At 72.2% G+C, this 15,657-nt stretch carries 12 protein-coding genes and 1 tRNA gene; 4 read left to right on the forward strand and 9 right to left on the reverse strand.

The features are described from left to right. Positions 1–82 precede the first annotated feature (82 nt). The 3 genes from HNR57_RS21040 to pgsA are packed head-to-tail and all read right to left on the reverse strand — an operon-like array spanning position 83 to position 2,906. Positions 83–1,246, reverse strand: coding sequence for a glycosyltransferase family 4 protein (locus HNR57_RS21040; RefSeq protein ID WP_184561647.1), 1,164 nt, complete (start codon positions 1,244–1,246; stop codon positions 83–85). Continuing rightward, a complete protein-coding gene (locus HNR57_RS21045; protein WP_184561649.1) occupies positions 1,243–2,151 on the reverse strand; it encodes a phosphatidylinositol mannoside acyltransferase in 909 nt (302 codons plus the stop codon). The genes HNR57_RS21040 and HNR57_RS21045 overlap by 4 nt, the downstream gene beginning before the upstream one ends. Beyond that, positions 2,148–2,906 carry a phosphatidylinositol phosphate synthase gene (gene pgsA / locus HNR57_RS21050; RefSeq protein ID WP_221342842.1) on the reverse strand — a complete coding sequence of 253 codons (759 nt, stop codon included), beginning with the start codon at positions 2,904–2,906 and terminating at the stop codon, positions 2,148–2,150. Before pgsA ends, HNR57_RS21045 begins: the two co-directional genes overlap by 4 nt. Before the next feature lie 218 nt (positions 2,907–3,124). Here pgsA and HNR57_RS21055 point away from each other — a divergent pair, with 218 nt between their 5' ends. Both HNR57_RS21055 and HNR57_RS21060 read left to right on the forward strand, forming a co-directional pair. Further along, a complete protein-coding gene (locus HNR57_RS21055) occupies positions 3,125–5,323 on the forward strand; it encodes an elongation factor G-like protein EF-G2 (RefSeq protein WP_184561651.1) in 2,199 nt (732 codons plus the stop codon). A gap of 172 nt (positions 5,324–5,495) precedes the next feature. Beyond that, positions 5,496–7,163 carry an AbeC-like domain-containing protein gene (locus HNR57_RS21060; protein WP_184561653.1) on the forward strand — a complete coding sequence of 556 codons (1,668 nt, stop codon included), beginning with the start codon at positions 5,496–5,498 and terminating at the stop codon, positions 7,161–7,163. Positions 7,164–7,174: 11 nt separating this feature from the next. On the opposite strand, the gene HNR57_RS21065 is transcribed toward HNR57_RS21060, so the two are convergent. The 4 genes from HNR57_RS21065 to HNR57_RS21080 form a co-directional block, all read right to left on the reverse strand. After that, the gene (locus HNR57_RS21065; RefSeq protein WP_184561655.1) at positions 7,175–7,735 is read right to left on the reverse strand and encodes an HIT family protein; all 561 of its coding nucleotides are present in this window, start codon (positions 7,733–7,735) and stop codon (positions 7,175–7,177) included. A 65-nt stretch (positions 7,736–7,800) separates the two neighbouring features. Further along, positions 7,801–9,777 carry a threonine--tRNA ligase gene (gene thrS / locus HNR57_RS21070; protein WP_184561657.1) on the reverse strand — a complete coding sequence of 659 codons (1,977 nt, stop codon included), beginning with the start codon at positions 9,775–9,777 and terminating at the stop codon, positions 7,801–7,803. Positions 9,778–9,869: 92 nt separating this feature from the next. Beyond that, positions 9,870–11,090 (reverse strand): hypothetical protein, encoded by a 1,221-nt coding sequence (locus HNR57_RS21075; protein WP_184561659.1) that lies wholly within the window; start codon positions 11,088–11,090, stop codon positions 9,870–9,872. Then, entirely contained in the window at positions 11,087–11,653 is a 567-nt protein-coding gene (locus HNR57_RS21080; RefSeq protein WP_184561660.1) for a DUF4365 domain-containing protein, read from the reverse strand. The genes HNR57_RS21075 and HNR57_RS21080 overlap by 4 nt, the downstream gene beginning before the upstream one ends. Positions 11,654–11,822: 169 nt before the next feature. Here HNR57_RS21080 and HNR57_RS21085 point away from each other — a divergent pair, with 169 nt between their 5' ends. Next, entirely contained in the window at positions 11,823–12,551 is a 729-nt protein-coding gene (locus HNR57_RS21085) for a 3'-5' exonuclease (RefSeq protein WP_184561662.1), read from the forward strand. Positions 12,552–12,610: 59 nt separating this feature from the next. Here the strand turns inward: HNR57_RS21085 and HNR57_RS21090 are convergent. After that, a tRNA-Val gene (locus tag HNR57_RS21090) sits at positions 12,611–12,682 on the reverse strand. A 39-nt stretch (positions 12,683–12,721) separates the two neighbouring features. After that, positions 12,722–13,168: an SRPBCC family protein gene (locus tag HNR57_RS21095; RefSeq protein WP_184561664.1), complete on the reverse strand. Its 447-nt coding sequence runs from the start codon at positions 13,166–13,168 to the stop codon at positions 12,722–12,724. A gap of 61 nt (positions 13,169–13,229) precedes the next feature. Between HNR57_RS21095 and HNR57_RS21100 the strand changes: the two genes are divergently transcribed. After that, on the forward strand, positions 13,230–15,650 hold the full coding sequence (locus tag HNR57_RS21100; protein WP_184561666.1) for an SCO7613 C-terminal domain-containing membrane protein: 2,421 nt from the start codon (positions 13,230–13,232) through the stop codon (positions 15,648–15,650). Positions 15,651–15,657: the final 7 nt, after the last annotated feature.

Below are 15,657 nucleotides of genomic sequence, written 5' to 3' on the forward strand. Positions count from 1 at the left end.
GCCCGCCCACGCCGCGACCGCTCAGGAGCGTGGCTGAAAAATCGAGCCCCTCCATGCCGCACCTGTTGAGCCACGGCCGGAGTCAGTCCCGGGCGAACCCCAGCCGCCCCCACAGCCCGGTCGTCCGCTCGTCCTCGGCCACCGCCGCCGCTCCGGCCGTCACCGTCTCGTAGACGGACAGGATGTCCGCACCGACGGTCGACCAGTCGAATCGCCGCACGTGGGCACTCCCCCGCTCGCGCAGCTCCGCCCGCCGCTGCGGGTCGGTCAGGAGCCGTACGGCCGCGTCGGCCAGGGCGTCGGCGTCCTCGTTGGGGAACAGCTCGCCGGCCGCCCCGCGGTCCAGGACCTGGGCGAAGGCGTCCAGGTCGGAGGCGAGGACGGGAGCTCCGGCGGACATGGCCTCGACGAGGATGATGCCGAAGCTCTCGCCACCGGTGTTGGGCGCGACGTACAGGTCGACGCTGCGCAGGAAGCGGGCCTTGTCCTCGTCGCTGACCATGCCGAGGAACTCGACGCGCGAGCGCAGCTCGGCCGGCAGGGACTCCACGGCCTCCTCCTCGTCACCGCGCCCGGCGACCAGCAGCCGGGTCTGCGGGCGCGCGGCGAGGATCTTCGGCAGAGCCTTCATCAGCACCGGGAGTCCCTTGCGGGGCTCGTCGATGCGCCCTATGAAGCCGATCGTGTCGCCCTGCCACTCCGCCTTGGGCTCGGCGCCGGCGAAGAAATCGACGTCGACACCGTTGGGGATCACGACCGCGTCGCCGCCGAGGTGCTCCACCAGCGTGCGGCGGGCGTACTCGCTCACGGCGATCCGGGCGCTGATCTTCTCCAGGGCGGCCTGGAGGATCGAGTACGCGGCGATCATCGCGCGGGAGCGCGGGTTGGAGGTGTGGAACGTGGCCACGATCGGCCCCTGGGCGGCCCAGCAGGTCAGCAGGCCCAGGGAGGGCGAGGTCGGCTCGTGGATGTGAATGACGTCGAACGCGCCGTCGTGCAGCCAGCGGCGCACCCGGGCGGCGCTCAGGAAGCCGAAGTTCAGCCGGGCCACCGAGCCGTTGTACGGCACCGGCACCGCGCGCCCGGCCGAGACCACGTACGGCGGCAGCGGGGTGTCGTCGTCGGCCGGGGCGAGCACGGACACCTGGTGGCCGAGGCGGATGAAGTACTCGGCGAGGTCCCGGATGTGGAACTGGACGCCGCCCGGTACGTCCCAGGAGTACGGGCAGACGATGCCGATCCTCACGGGCGTCCCTTCCCGGGGTCGAGATCCGCGAGCCACAGGCGCTGCAGCATGTGCCAGTCCTCAGGATGATCGGCGATGCCGGTGGCGAAGGCGTCGGCCAGCGCCTGCGTCATGGCGGAGGTCTTCTCGGCCCGCGTTCCCGACTCGGGCACCTCGACCGGCGGGTGGACGCGGCCCCGCATCACGGGCGATTCGTCGTACCAGAGCGTGACGGGCAGCAGCAGGGCACCCGTCTGCTGGGCGAGCAGGGCCGGTCCGGCCGGCATCCGGGCCGTGTCGCCGAAGAAGTCGACCTCGACGCCGGAGGCGGACAGGTCGCGGTCGGCGACCAGGCAGACCAGGCCGCCGTCGCGCAGCCGCCGGGCCAGGGTGCCGAAGGCGGTGCCTCCGCTGTGCGGCAGGACCTCCATGCCCAGGCCCTCGCGGTAGGCGACGAACCGGTCGTAGAGCGTCTCGGGCTTCAGGCGCTCGGCGACCGTGGTGAAGGGGATGCCGAGCTTCGTGGTGACCCAGGCACCGGCGAGGTCCCAGTTGGCCAGGTGCGGCAGGGCGAGGACGACGCCCTTGCCGGCGGCCAGGCCCTCGGTGAGGTGGTGCAGGTCCTTGCCCTCGAAGCCGCCCTTGATCCGCTCCTCGCTCCAGGCCGGGAGGCGGAAGGACTCCATCCAGTAGCGCAGGTAGGAGCGCATGCCCGCGCGGGACAGCTCGGCCAGGCGCTCGGGGCTCGCGTCCGGCACCACGCGCGCGTAGTTGCTCTCCAGGCGCTGGACGCCCTTGCCGCGCTGCTTCCAGGCCGCGTCGGCGATGGTCCGGCCGAGCCGTGCGGCGACCGGCTCGGGGAGCTTCTTGACCGTGCCCCAGCCGAGGCCGTACAGCGCGTCCGTCAGCCGGTCCTGTGCGCTCACGTGGCCGCCTCGCTCCCGTGGGAGGCGTTCTGCTGCTCGTCCTCATCATCCTGCTCGCCCTGCGCGGCGGCCTCGGCCTCAGCGGACTCCCGGCGGACCGTGACGACCCGCTGGATCAACGTGACGAGGCTACCGACGGCGACGATCCACAGAGCGACGGGCAGCAGGTACTGGATGCCGGGCACGCCGAACTTGTGCAGGCCCGCGAAACCGGCCGCGACCAGGGAGATCACCAGCCGCTCGGCCCGCTCGACGAGCCCGTTGACCGCGACCGGCAGACCGATCGACTCGCCCCGGGCCTTGGTGTACGACACCACCTGGCCGCTGGCCAGGCAGAAGATCGAGACGGCGCACAGGACGAGGTCGTCGCCACCACCGGCGTACCACAGGATGAAGCCGCCGAAGATCGCGCCGTCGGCGACCCGGTCGAGCGTGGAGTCCAGGAAGGCGCCCCAGCGGCTGGAGCGGCCGAGCTGACGGGCCATGTTGCCGTCGACGAGGTCGGAGAACACGAAGAGCGTGATCACGACCGTGCCCCAGAAGAACTCGCCCATGGGGTAGAAGACCAGCGCGCCCGCGACCACACCGGCGGTGCCGATGAGCGTGACGGTGTCGGGGCTGACGCCCCGCCGGATCAGAAACGCGGCGAACGGTGTGAGGACACGCGTGAAGAATGCACGCGCGTACTTGTTCAGCATGGCCTTCCCGAGGGTCGGTGTCGCCGTCTGGCCCCTGCTGGCCACCGGCTGGCCCATCGTAGTCACGCGCGCGTGTGGGCGAGGTGCGGGCACCCGCACCCCTTTCGGGGGAACCCGCGAGCCGCTGGTGGGCGGTGAGATCACGTCGTTCGTATGGACGCACCGTGACGGGAGTGGGAAGGTCGAATGACCGCGGGCGACGCCGGAGCCGCCACGCACGCGGACTCCGCGTGTCCGCGCCCACAGTGACCTCACCGTGCACGGGAGGCAGGATCATGGGCGACAAGGCACAGACACACCCTGGGGCCGCCGGCAGGGCACAAGCGGCCGACCACCCTCAGTCCGTACGGAATGTGGTGCTGGTCGGCCACTCCGGATCGGGCAAGACCACGTTGGTGGAAGCCCTCGCGCTGGCGGCGGGGGCGGTGAACCGGGCGGGCCGCGTCGAGGACGGCGGCACCGTCTCCGACTACGACGACATCGAGCACCGGCAGCAGCGCTCGGTACAGCTCTCCCTGGTGCCCGTCGAGTGGGACGGCATCAAGGTCAATCTCCTCGACACCCCCGGATACGCCGATTTCGTCGGTGAGCTCAGGGCCGGTCTGCGCGCGGCGGACGCGGCCCTCTTCGTCGTCTCGGCCTCGGACGGCGTGGACGGCTCGACGCGCATGGTGTGGGAGGAGTGCGCGGCCGTGGGCATGCCCCGGGCCATCGTCGTCACGCACCTGGAGTCGGCGCGTTCCGACTTCGAGGAGATGACCCGCAGCTGCGCCGAGGCCTTCGGCGCGGACGACCCCGACGCGGTCCTGCCGCTCTACCTGCCGCTGCACGGCCCCCAGGCGGCCGACGGGCACGCGCCCGTGACCGGGCTGATCGGGCTCCTGTCGCAGAAACTGTTCGACTACTCGACCGGCGAGCGCAAGGAGTCCGAGCCGGGCGAGGACCAGCTGCCGCTGATCGAGGAGGCCCGCAACCGGCTCATCGAGGGGATCATCTCGGAGAGCGAGGACGAGACCCTCATGGACCGCTACCTCGGCGGGGAGCCGGTCGACGTCAAGACGCTCATCGAGGACCTGGAGCGGGCCGTCGCGCGCGGGGTCTTCTTCCCCGTCCTGGCCGCCGCCCCCGCGGCCGAGGGCTCACGGCAGGGACTCGGCACGGTGGAGCTGCTGGAGCTGATCACGCGGGGCTTCCCGACGCCGCTGGAGCACGAGACGGTGCGGGTCACGACCATCGACGGCAAGCCGCGCGAGCTCAAACCCTGCGACCCGGACGCTCCGCTGGTCGCGGAGGTCGTGAAGACGTCCTCGGACCCGTACGTGGGCCGGCTGTCGCTGATCCGCCTGTTCTCCGGCACCCTGCGCGCCGACCAGACGGTCCACGTCTCCGGGCACGGGCTGGCCGACCGCGGGCACGAGGACCACGACGTCGACGAGCGGATCGGCGCCCTGTCCACGCCGTTCGGCAAGCAGCAGCGCCCGGTGTCGCACGTCATCGCGGGCGACCTGGCCTGCGTGGCGAAGCTGAGCCGCGCCGAGACCGGCGACACCCTGTCCGCCAAGGACGACCCACTGCTCATGGAGCCGTGGCAGATGCCCGACCCGCTGCTCCCGCTGGCCATCCAGGCGCACAGCAAACCCGACGAGGACAAGCTGTCCCAGGGCCTGGCCCGGCTCGTGGCCGAGGACCCGACGATGCGGCTGGAGCAGAACCAGGACACCCACCAGGTGGTCCTGTGGTGTCTGGGCGAGGCGCACGCCGACGTCGCCCTGGAGCGGCTGCGCAGCCGGTACGGCGTCCAGGTCGATGTCGTCCCCCACCGGGTGTCCCTGCGCGAGACGTTCGCGTCCAAGTCGGCCGGCCGGGGCAGGCACGTCAAGCAGTCCGGCGGGCACGGGCAGTTCGCGATCTGCGAGATCGAGGTCGAGCCGCTGCCCGGCGGGTCCGGCATCGAGTTCGTCGACAAGGTCGTGGGCGGTGCGGTGCCCCGGCAGTTCATCCCGTCGGTGGAGAAGGGCATCAGGGCCCAGGCCGCCAAGGGAGTGGCGGCCGGGTTTCCGCTCATCGACGTACGGGTGACCCTCCTGGACGGCAAGGCGCACTCGGTGGACTCCTCCGACGCCGCCTTCCAGACGGCCGGTGCGCTGGCCCTGCGGGAGGCCGCGGCCGACGCGAGGATCCATCTGCTGGAGCCGGTCGCCGAGGTGTCGGTGCTGGTCGGCGACGACTTCGTGGGCGCCGTGATGAGCGACCTGTCGGGACGCCGCGGCCGGGTGCTCGGCACCGAGCAGACCCCCGGCGGGCGCACCCTGATCCGGGCCGAGGTGCCCGAGATCGAGATCGGCCGGTACGCGATCGACCTGCGGTCGATGGCGCACGGCACGGCGGGGTTCAGCCGCCGGTACGCGCGTCACGAACCGATGCCGCAGCAGGTCGCGGAGCGGGTGCGTGAAGAGGAGCGCAAGGCCTCGTAGTTGGCGCCGGGCGCACAACAAGTGCCCCTCTGACGGCTCCCCTCCGCGGGGGCGGGCGGCTTGACAGGCCACCCGCCCCCGCCTGCCGGTTCGGACGGATACGCTGATGACCTGATCAACAGGTGTGCGGAGCGCGGAAGTCGGGAAGGCCGCAGATGCGGATGCGGCAGCGATGGGGGCGGCAGTGACGGACGGATTCGACTTCAGCCCTGGGGCCCAGGTGCCTCTGGCGGGTGCGAGCGGCCAGACGGCGGCGACCTACGCGCTGGCCGCGGCGGCGTACCGCGACGACGAGGTCACCAAGATCCTGGCCGCCGACAACGAGTGGCACCAGTCCAAGGTGACTCCGCCGCGCCCGTGGGCGAAGATCTTCCGCCCCCGGTTCGGCGAGGCCTTCTCCCGCGCGGTGATCGACCGGATGCTGGGGGCCGGGCGCAAGCCGGTCATCCAGTCCTTCGGCATCGAGCCCCAGGTCGTCGTCGAGCACTGCCTGGCGGCCCACCGCATCCGCCGTGACCGCGACAACTGGCTCTCGGCGATCACGGTGATCTGCGGGCTGCTCTTCCTGCCCGGCTTCCTCGTGTGGCTGCTGGTGTTCACGCTGCGCACCACCATGACCAAGCGCGAGGACAAGCGTGCCGGCGCCCTCGCCACCACACTGCTGGTCGCCGTGGGCGCGCTGGCCGTGCTGTTCCTGATCCGCATGCCGTTCACCGGATTCTGGGCCCTGTACGGACGCGCGGCGGTGATCATGCCGGTCGTCGGCTGGTTCTGGGCCAAGCAGATCTGCGAGCGGACCGCCCGCGATCTGCGGGAGCGCTGGTCGAGCATGCTGTCGGGCGGCGGTGTGGGCGCCAAGATCCCCGAGGCCGTCCCCGGCAACCCCGGTGACGCGGCCGAGCAGGTCCGCAAGGAGCTGGCCCGCCTGGCCGCCGAGCAGCGTTCCAACTCGGTCTTCTACGCCGGCCCCAAGGGCATACTCGGCATGGGCACGCGATGGGGCAGCTGGCAGCTGGCCGAGGAGCTGGTCTCCGCCGATCCCGGCAAGGAGTTCCACCCGTTCCGCAGCTGGGACGTCATCGTGGCGATCCAGGGCGGTCTCGGCATGCTGGAGCGCACGTCCATCAACACCGGCGGCTTCCCCAAGCCGTCCATCACGCACTGGATCGTCTCGCCGATCGGCGAGAAGGCGACGGAGGTGTCCCGGCCGAGCGGCACGGACGTCGACGCGTACACGGTCCGGACGCACGCCGTGCAGGACATCTGCAACAAGCAGCAGTTCGGCAGCGGCGACCGGCACTACCTGGGCGTGCAGTGGACCCTGTGGGACGGGCACCTGGTGATCACGATGCTGATCACCGTGACCGTGCTGCACGACACGCTGCGCATCGAGGTCACCGGGCATGCCCTGGGACCGGTCAACCCGCTGTTCAACGAGAAGCCGGCGGCCAAGGAGAAGGCGGTGCAGAAGGCCTTCCGGTTCTGGGAGACCCGGACCGTGAAGCTCCCGCTGATCGACGCCGACGAGGTGGTACGGCTGGCCGCGCGCGCCCCGCTGACCTGGTATCCGCCGCTGCTGAACTGGCTCGGCGGCAGCCTGACGCTGCCGGAGCCGTTCGGTCTGCGGCACGCCTGGGCCGACCAGCCGTGGCGGCATCGGTTCATGGCGGACGACGCGCTGCGGGCGGCCACTCCTGTGCTGCGGGTGGTGCACGCGGCGGCGCTGAAGGTGCTGCGGGAGAACGGGGTCGACGTGGAGAAGTTCGGGTCCCGGTCGTCGGCGCTCAGCGGTGCGGTTCAGGAGGCCTCGCCGAGGAAGGCCGACGTCTACGACGCGTAGGTGCCGGGAGGTCAGACGGTCGGCCAGGCCTCCGCCAGCATCTTCCTCGTGTCCGCCAGCAGCTGCGGCAGGATCCGCGTGTGCCCCACGACCGGCATGAAGTTCGTGTCCCCGCCCCAGCGCGGCACGATGTGCTGGTGCAGGTGCGCCGCGATGCCCGCGCCCGCGACCGTGCCCTGGTTCATGCCGATGTTGAAGCCGTGCGCGCCGGAAGCCGTGCGCAGGGCCGTCATGGCCTGCTTGGTGAGCTCGCCGAGCTCGGCGGTCTCCCCCGCCGTGAGGTCGGTGTAGTCGGCGACGTGCCGGTAGGGCACGGTCATCAGGTGCCCGCCGTTGTACGGGTAGAGGTTGAGCACCGCGTAGACCTGCTCGCCGCGCCGGACGACGAGGCCGTCCTCGTCGGACTTGGCCGGGATCGAGCAGAAGGGGCAGCCGTCGCCGGCGCCCGGGCCGGTGGGCTTGTTCTCGCCCTGGATGTAGGCCATCCGGTGGGGCGTCCACAGACGCTGGAACGCGTCCTGCGTCCCCACTCCCAGCTGCTGCTCCGGCTCACTCGTCATGCAGTGCAGCATATGGCGTCGAGCTGGGGGGACGGCAAAGGCCCCCGGGATCTCCCGGGGGCCCGTGCGGCGCGCGATCAGACCTGAGCGCGCTCCTCGACGATCTTCTGGATCTTCGCGATGGCCTCGTCGAAGGGGATGCCGTTCTCCTGCGAGCCGTCGCGGTAGCGGAAGGACACGGACTCGTGGGACATGTCCTCGTCGCCCGCGATGACCATGAAGGGCACCTTCTGCTTCTGGGCGTTGCGGATCTTCTTCTGCATGCGGTCGGAGGAGGAGTCGACCTCGACGCGCAGGCCCTTCTTCCTGGCCGCGGCGGCGAACTTCTCCAGGTACTCCACGTGCGCGTCGCCGATCGGGATGCCGACGGCCTGGACGGGGGCCAGCCACGCCGGGAAGGCACCCGCGTAGTGCTCCAGGAGCACCGCGAAGAAGCGCTCGATCGAGCCGAACAGGGCGCGGTGGATCATGACCGGGCGCTGCTTGGAGCCGTCGGGACCCGTGTACTCCAGGTCGAAGCGCTCCGGCAGGTTGAAGTCGAGCTGGATCGTCGACATCTGCCAGGTGCGGCCGATGGCGTCCTTGGTCTGGACGGAGATCTTCGGGCCGTAGAAGGCGGCGCCGCCCGGGTCGGGAACGAGGGGCAGGCCCTGCTTCTCGGCGACCTGGCGCAGCGTCTCCGTGGCCTCCTCCCAGGCCTCGTCCGAGCCGACGAACTTCTCCGGGTCCTTGGTGGACAGCTCCAGGTAGAAGTCGGTCAGGCCGTAGTCGCGCAGCAGGCCGAGGACGAAGGTGAGCGTCTTGTCGAGCTCTTCCGACATCTGCTCGCGCGTGCAGTAGATGTGCGCGTCGTCCTGAGTGAATCCGCGGGCCCGGGTCAGGCCGTGCACGACGCCCGACTTCTCGTACCGGTACACCGTCCCGAACTCGAAGAGGCGCAGCGGCAGTTCACGATAGGAACGTCCGCGCGCGTCGAAGATCAGGTTGTGCATCGGGCAGTTCATGGGCTTGAGGTAGTAGTCCACGCCCTCGTCGAGCTGCATGGGCGGGTACATGCCGTCGGCGTACCAGTCCAGGTGGCCCGAGGTCTCGAAGAGCTTCCCCTTGGTGGCGTGCGGGGTGTAGACGAACTCGTAGCCCTCTTCCTCGTGGCGGCGCCGCGAGTAGTCCTCCATGACCCGGCGGATGATGCCGCCCTTGGGGTGGAAGACGGCGAGGCCCGAGCCGATCTGCTCCGGGACGGAGAACAGGTCGAGCTCGCTGCCGAGCTTGCGGTGGTCGCGCTTCTCGGCCTCGGCGAGGAACTCCAGGTGCGCCTTCAGCTCGTCCTTGGTGGGCCAGGCGGTGCCGTAGATGCGCTGGAGCATGGGGTTCTTCTCGCTGCCGCGCCAGTAGGCGGCCGCGTTGCGCATCAGCTTGAACGCCGGGATGGCGCGGGTCGACGGCAGGTGGGGGCCCCGGCAGAGGTCCTTCCAGCACAGGTCGCCGGTCTTGGCGTCCAGGTTGTCGTAGATCGTCAGCTCGCCGGCGCCGACCTCGACGTCCGCGCCGTCGTCGTGCGAGGCGGAGCCCTTGAGGCCGATCAGCTCCAGCTTGTACGGCTCCTCGGCCAGTTCCTCGCGGGCCTCGTCGTCGGTGACGACCCGGCGGGAGAAGCGCTGTCCGCGCTTCTGGATCTCCTGCATCTTCTTCTCGATGGCCTTGAGGTCATCGGGGTGGAAGGGCTTCTCGACGTCGAAGTCGTAGTAGAAGCCGTCCTTGACGGGCGGGCCGATGCCGAGCTTGGCCTCGGGGAAGAGCTCCTGCACGGCCTGCGCCATCACGTGCGCGGTGGAGTGGCGCAGAATGTTGAGGCCGTCCTCGGAGGAGATCTCGACGCCCTCGACCTCGTCGCCCTCGGACAGGGCGTACGACAGGTCCCTGAGCTCGCCGGCCACGCGCGCGGCGATGATCGAGCGCTCGCCGGCGAAGAGCTCGGCGGCCGTAGTGCCCGTCGTCACCACGCGTTCTTCCCGCTCGGAATCGCGCTGGATGATCACACGGACGTCTGACACCGGTCTCTCCTGACTGAAGGGGGCCGCGGGCGCCATACCGGAGCGCGCGCACGAGTAAGGATCGTACCGACCCGGGACCACCCTTCGCGAAATCAGTCCCCGCAGTCCCCTCCGCAGGCCTCCTCGAAGAAGTCGAGGTTCTCGTGGAGCTCCTTCATCAGCCGGTCCCGCTCGGCGTCGTCGACCTGGACGGGAACGACGCCGTGGGCGCCGGTGAGGCGGCGGAATCCGCCCCGGCTCTCCAGCCGCCCCTGCACCCGCACCGGGAGTCCGACCAGGTGGGCGTGCCCGGCGATCCGGTAGGCCTCCTCGTCGAGGGTGATCCGGACGTTCGGCACGTCGGCCCCGGCCAGCACGCGCAGCCGTACGGTGCCGTCGCCGCGCGGCCCGGACCTGCGCAGCCGTACCACCGCCCCCGTGATCCGCACCGGGACCGCGGGTTCCTCGCGCAGGTAGCGGGCGGCCGCCTCGCGCAGCACGGCCAGGTCGCCGGGCGAGAACTCGACGGGCTCGGCGGCGGACGCGCAGCCCTCGGGCACCCCGGCCGCGGGGGCCCATTCGACGGCGATCCGGGCGCCCTCGGTGCCCCGGACGAGGGCGACGAGGGCCTCGGTGAGCTCGTGGCTCACTCCTGCCTCGACGGCGGCGTCGAAGGCGTCCATGCCGCCGGTGGCCCGCTGGTAGTCGATGGCCTCCCGGGCGGCGAAGAGGGCCTGGTGGAGGCGTACGGCGAGGGGGCGGCCGCCGGCGACCGGGACGAAGGCCGTGAGCCGGCCGTCGGTGGCGGAGCCGACGAGGACGTTCTCCAGGGCCGCGGCGGCGGAGCGGCGGTGGCGGGCGCCGTGGTAGCCGGCCCGGGCGCGGGTGGCGAGAGCGGCGGCGAGCAGCATCCGGCGGGCGGCCCCGCGCAAACGGTCCTCGACAGTCCAGGAGGCCGCGCCGGCGGGTCCGGCGGGGGCGTCGTGCCACCAGCGGATCTCGTCGCTGGGCACGGCGAGGGAGACGAGGACCTCACGGGCGGAGGGCGAGCCGCTGCGGGACAGGGCGAGCAGGGCCTCGCCGAGCAGGTCGTCGCTGTCGGGGAAGGCGCGGGTCTCCGGCACCAGGAGGCTGGTGCCGCTGCCGCCGGGGCCGGGCGGGGTCCAGCGGCCGTAGCGTCCGGGGGCGCCGCCGCGCCGCTGCCAGCCGTGCCGGCGCAGCAGGGCGCTGAGCACCGCCGGGTCGACCTCGGCGGGTTCGGGTGAGGGGCCGGCTGTGTCGACGGGGTGGGGCCGCACGGGCCTCAGGGGTTCCTCGGTCGGGCGGTGCGTCACGGTTTTCCTCCCGTCCCGACCCGCGTCATGATCTCGCACAGGGCCCGGTCGTCGAAGATGCGTGCGGTCGGTATGCGCACGGTGGTGCGGCGGCGGCCGGTGATCGGCTGTCCGGCGAGGTTGGTCCAGTAGCAGCAGTGCCTGAGGTCGAGCCGGTCGTGGCCGGCGCGCAGCCAGTCGTCCTGGGCGCGCGGCACCAGCATCACCACGAGGATCTTGTGCACCGACACGGGTGTGCGGGCGAGCTTCGCCAGATGGTCGTTGTCGAGCGTGAAGGAGAAGGTGCGGCCCGGCGGGTTGGGCGGCACCTGGTAGGTGGCCTTGAGCTGCACCTTGATGGTGACCTCGTCGTCGACCGTGTGCCCGGGGGCGCTGTGGCTGACGTGCCAGTCGATGCCGTTGTCGGGAAAGGGCTGGGACAGCGAGCAGCCGGCGGCCGCCGCGACGGCGTGCAGATAGCCGACCTGCAGTGTCTCCATGCAGGCGGTGGTGGCGAGAGTGCCGCGAGAGGGAGCCGTGCGCTCGGGCAGCAGCCCGCCCCGTTCGGGCTGCGCAATGGCCATGGCCAACAGCCTTCCAGAACAAGTGATTCCCCGCTGCGGGCCGCTGAACTGCAACGACCCGTACTCCTGTTGTCTCCTTCCGGCGTAGTGCGCAAACAGCCCGGGTATCACCGGATCGGGCAGCGGACGGTGCGTCAACTGCCGAAGGTGAACGAGGGGTTGTGGGGCTATGACGACGTGCTGGTACGAGGGGCCGCTGGCCGCCTTCGACACGGAGACGACGGGCGTGGACGTCGAGACCGACCGGATCGTGTCGGCCGCCGTCGTCGTCCAGGATGCCCCGGGCATCCGGCCGCGGGTGAGCCGCTGGCTGGTGAACCCGGGAGTGCCGGTGCCCGCCGAGGCGACAGCGGTGCACGGGCTGACGGAGGAGCACCTGCGGCTCAACGGCCGGTGGCCGGCGCCGGTGATGTACGAGATAGCGCAGGCGCTGGCCGAGCAGGCGCACGCCGGGCGCCCGGTCGTGGTGATGAACGCGCCGTTCGATCTGACCATGCTGGACCGGGAGTTGCGCCGCCACCGCGCATCGGCGCTCGGCCGCTGGTTCGAGTCGGCGCCGCTGTCCGTGCTCGACCCGCGGGTGCTGGACAAGCACCTGGACCGCTACCGCAAGGGCCGCCGCACCTTGACCGACCTGTGTGCGCACTACGGCGTCGCCCTGGACGGCGCGCACGACGCGGCGGCCGACGCCACGGCGGCACTGGAGGTGACCCGGGCGGTGGGCCGCCGGTTCGCGTCCCGGCTGGAGCGTCTCGCCCCGGGCGAGCTGCACACCCTGCAGGCGGTGTGGCACGCGGCGCAGGCGCGGGGCCTGCAGGCGTGGTTCGCGCGCAGCGGCGTGGACGAGGTGGTCGACCCGGCGTGGCCGCTGCGCCCGGACCTGCCGGCGGCGGCCTGAGCCGGGCCGTCCCGGACATGAAAAAACCGGTCCGTCTGAGACGGACCGGCTGTTTCCGGTGGGCGATACTGGGTTCGAACCAGTGACCTCTTCGGTGTGAACGAAGCGCTCTCCCACTGAGCTAATCGCCCGGGAACGCACTGAACAATACAGGTCCCGGCACGCTTCCTTCAAACCGCTCGGAGGTGCCGGAGGAGTCCGCGCCGCCCGGACCGCATCATCAGCGCGTGGTTGGCGCGGAAGAGGGGCCGTCCCGGTACGGCGAGCCGCCGCAGCAGCGGCTTGCGCACGCTGACGACTTGGTCGTACCGCGCCAGACTGCCCGTCCCGAGCGGTGTGACGGTCCAGCGTGCCCAGCCCTCGATGTCCCCGGACAGCGCGGTCTCCAGCACGCCTGCTTCGGGGTCGCGCCGCGCCTCCCTCGCCGTGAAGGTCATGTCGTACGGCAGGACGGAACGGATGCGGATCACCCCGGTGGTGTCGTCGAGCTTGGTCACCTCCCGCACCTGGGGCCACCAGCGCGGGTAGTCCTCGGGGCGTTCCAGCGCGTCGTACACCTTCGCGGGGGGCGCGGGCAGGGTCCACAGACTGCGGAAGCGGTAATGGTTCCAGTCCATGCCGCAAGTCTGCCCACGCGTGACGCCGACCGTATGAGTACGCGCCTGAGTATCCGCACTCATGCCGTGCGAGGTGACGCGGACCACACTGCGAGGCATGACCCACCTTCCGCCCCCGGCCGAGGAATTGCGGCTCCTCGATGCCGAACTCTGGCAACTGGACGCCCGGCGCTCCCAGTTGCTGGCCCGACGCGCCTGGCTAGTAGCGGCCCTGAACCAGACGCGGTGGCAGTCGCGGGCCCAGGCCTCGACCCAGCCGCCGGCCGCCGCGGCGTCCCGGCCGGAGACGGCCGCGCCCAGCGTGCAGAACGTGCTGCTCGTCCTCGGCGGTGTCCTGCTGACGCTCGCGGCGGCGGTGTTCACCCTGGTCAGCTGGGGGCACATGGGGATCGCCGGGCGGGCCCTGGTGCTGGGCGCGGTCACGCTGGCCACGCTCGCCGCACCCGTGGCCCTGCTGAAGCGGGGGCTGCGATCGACGGCCGAGTCCGTGGCGGGCCTGGGGCTCGCCCTGACCGTCCTGGACGCCTACGCGCTGCACGCGGCGGCCCTCTCGGGGACGGACGGCACCGGGTACGCGGCCACCGCGTCGGCGGTGCTGGCGGTGACCTGGTCGGCGTACGGCCTGCTGCCGGTCACGGCCGCGCTGCGCCTGCCCCTGCCCTGCGCCCTGGCCGTGGCCCAGTTCCCGCTGCTGCTGTGGGCGCTGTCCGCCGACGCGGGTGCGTACGCGATCACCGCCGCGCTGCTGGTGACGGCCGGGCTCGACGCGCTGGCGGTGGCGCGGCTGACGGCCGGGGCCGTGCGGATCACCGCCGTCGCCGGTGCGTACGGCACGGGCGGCTGGGGTGCTCTGGGTGCCGGCTGGCTGTCCTTGACGGCCGGCGGTCCGGCTGACGCTTCCCGTGCCGGGGCGCTGCTCCTGCTCGCGGCGGCGATCGCCCTGGGTGCGGCCCGGCGAGGGCCGGGCGTCACGCACGCCCTCGGTCTCGCGATCACGGCCGGGCTGCTCGTGGTGGCCGCGCTCGGCGGGGTGGCGCGTTCCGGGCTGCCGTCGCAGTGGGCGGTTCCGGCTCATCTGGCCGTCGGTATCGCCCTGTTGGCCGCGGTGCGGGCCGAACGGCTGCCGGACGCGATGCGCGGGGGCTTCGCCTGGGCCTCCGGTGCCGTACAGGCGCTGGCGGTGCTGTGGACGCTGCCCGTCGTCGCCGTGGTGCTGCTGGGTCCGGCCGGCCGGCTGGGCCGGGTGTGGAGCGGTGCGCCGGCGGACGCCCGTGCGGCGGTGGCGGCCGATGTGCCCTGGCCGCCGGACGCGGCAGTGGCTCCCCTGGTGCTGGTGGCCGTCGCCGCCGTGCTCGCCCTGGCGGTCCGCGCGCAGGAGTGGCGTGGGCGTGCCCGGCTGGGTGCCGCGGGTCTGCTGTGGGCCGCGGCTGTGACGCTCCCGGCGGTCTTCGAGGCTCCGTACGCCGCGGGGCTGCTGGTCCTGGGCGTCGTGACGGCGGCCGCGCTGTACGCGTGCCGGGTCACGGTGGGGGCCTCGCAGGTCATGGCGCTCGTCCTCGCCCTGGTCACGGCCGCCGGCCTCACCCTGGTCTCGCTCGCCTCCCAGTCCGCGACCCTGGTCGTGCTGTCCGTGCTGACGGCCCTGTTCGCGGCGGCCTCATGGCGGGCGGACGTCGCCCCCTTCACGGCTCCGGCCGCTCTCGTGCACGCCGCCGCGCTGGCCTCGGCGTCCGGTGCCGCGGCGGACTGGCCACCGGCCCGAACCGCCCTGCCGGTGCTGGTCGTTGCCGGTGCCGCCGCCCTTCTGGCGGCGCGCCTGGGCGGGTCCCGGACGACGGTGCCCGTCGAGGCCACGGGTGCCGCCGTCGGTCTGTTCGCCGTGGCGCTCACCGTCTCCGACCCGCCGATGCTCGCCCTGGTGCTGGCCCTGTACGGGGTGATCGCCGCGGGGACGGCCCTGCGCGACGGGCGCCGTCCTGTCGGCTACGCGGCCACGGCCCTGTTCGTGCTGGCCTCGTGGGTGCGCCTGGCGGCCTGGGACGTGGACACGCCCGAGGCGTACACCCTCCCGGTGACCGTCCCGGCGTTGCTCGTCGGTGCCCTGCACCGGCGCCGCGACCCGCAGGTCTCCTCCTGGACGGCGTACGGCCCGGGACTCGCCGTGACACTCCTGCCGAGCCTGGCCGCGGCCTGGGCCGACCCGTACTGGACGCGGCCGCTGCTGCTGGGCGGTGCGGCGCTGCTGGTCACCCTGCTGGGTGCGCGGCACCACCTCCGGGCACCGCTGGTACTCGGCGGCTCGGCGCTGGCCCTGGTCACCCTGCACGAACTCGCCCCGTACGTGGTGCAGGTGACGGGGGCGCTCCCCCGCTGGGCACCCCCCGCTCTCGCCGGCCTCCTGCTGCTCGCCCTCGGAGCGACGTACGAGCAGCGGATCCGGGACGTCCGGCGGGTGCGGGAGGCCCTGGGCAGGATGGACTAGGTGCGTG

The organism is Streptomyces paradoxus, from assembly GCF_014202475.1.
GTDB classification, from domain to species: domain Bacteria; phylum Actinomycetota; class Actinomycetes; order Streptomycetales; family Streptomycetaceae; genus Streptomyces; species Streptomyces paradoxus.

Bases quoted from the DNA above. Each gene is read 5' to 3' on its own strand.
- pgsA (WP_221342842.1), bottom strand. From the start codon at position 2,906: ATGGGCCAGCCGGTGGCCAGCAGGGGCCAGACGGCGACACCGACCCTC.
- HNR57_RS21055 (WP_184561651.1), top strand. From the start codon at position 3,125: ATGGGCGACAAGGCACAGACACACCCTGGGGCCGCCGGCAGGGCACAA.
- HNR57_RS21060 (WP_184561653.1), top strand. From the start codon at position 5,496: ATGGGGGCGGCAGTGACGGACGGATTCGACTTCAGCCCTGGGGCCCAG.
- HNR57_RS21065 (WP_184561655.1), bottom strand. From the start codon at position 7,735: ATGCTGCACTGCATGACGAGTGAGCCGGAGCAGCAGCTGGGAGTGGGG.
- HNR57_RS21080 (WP_184561660.1), bottom strand. From the start codon at position 11,653: ATGGCCATTGCGCAGCCCGAACGGGGCGGGCTGCTGCCCGAGCGCACG.
- HNR57_RS21085 (WP_184561662.1), top strand. From the start codon at position 11,823: ATGACGACGTGCTGGTACGAGGGGCCGCTGGCCGCCTTCGACACGGAG.
- HNR57_RS21095 (WP_184561664.1), bottom strand. From the start codon at position 13,168: ATGGACTGGAACCATTACCGCTTCCGCAGTCTGTGGACCCTGCCCGCG.
- HNR57_RS21100 (WP_184561666.1), top strand. From the start codon at position 13,230: ATGCCGTGCGAGGTGACGCGGACCACACTGCGAGGCATGACCCACCTT.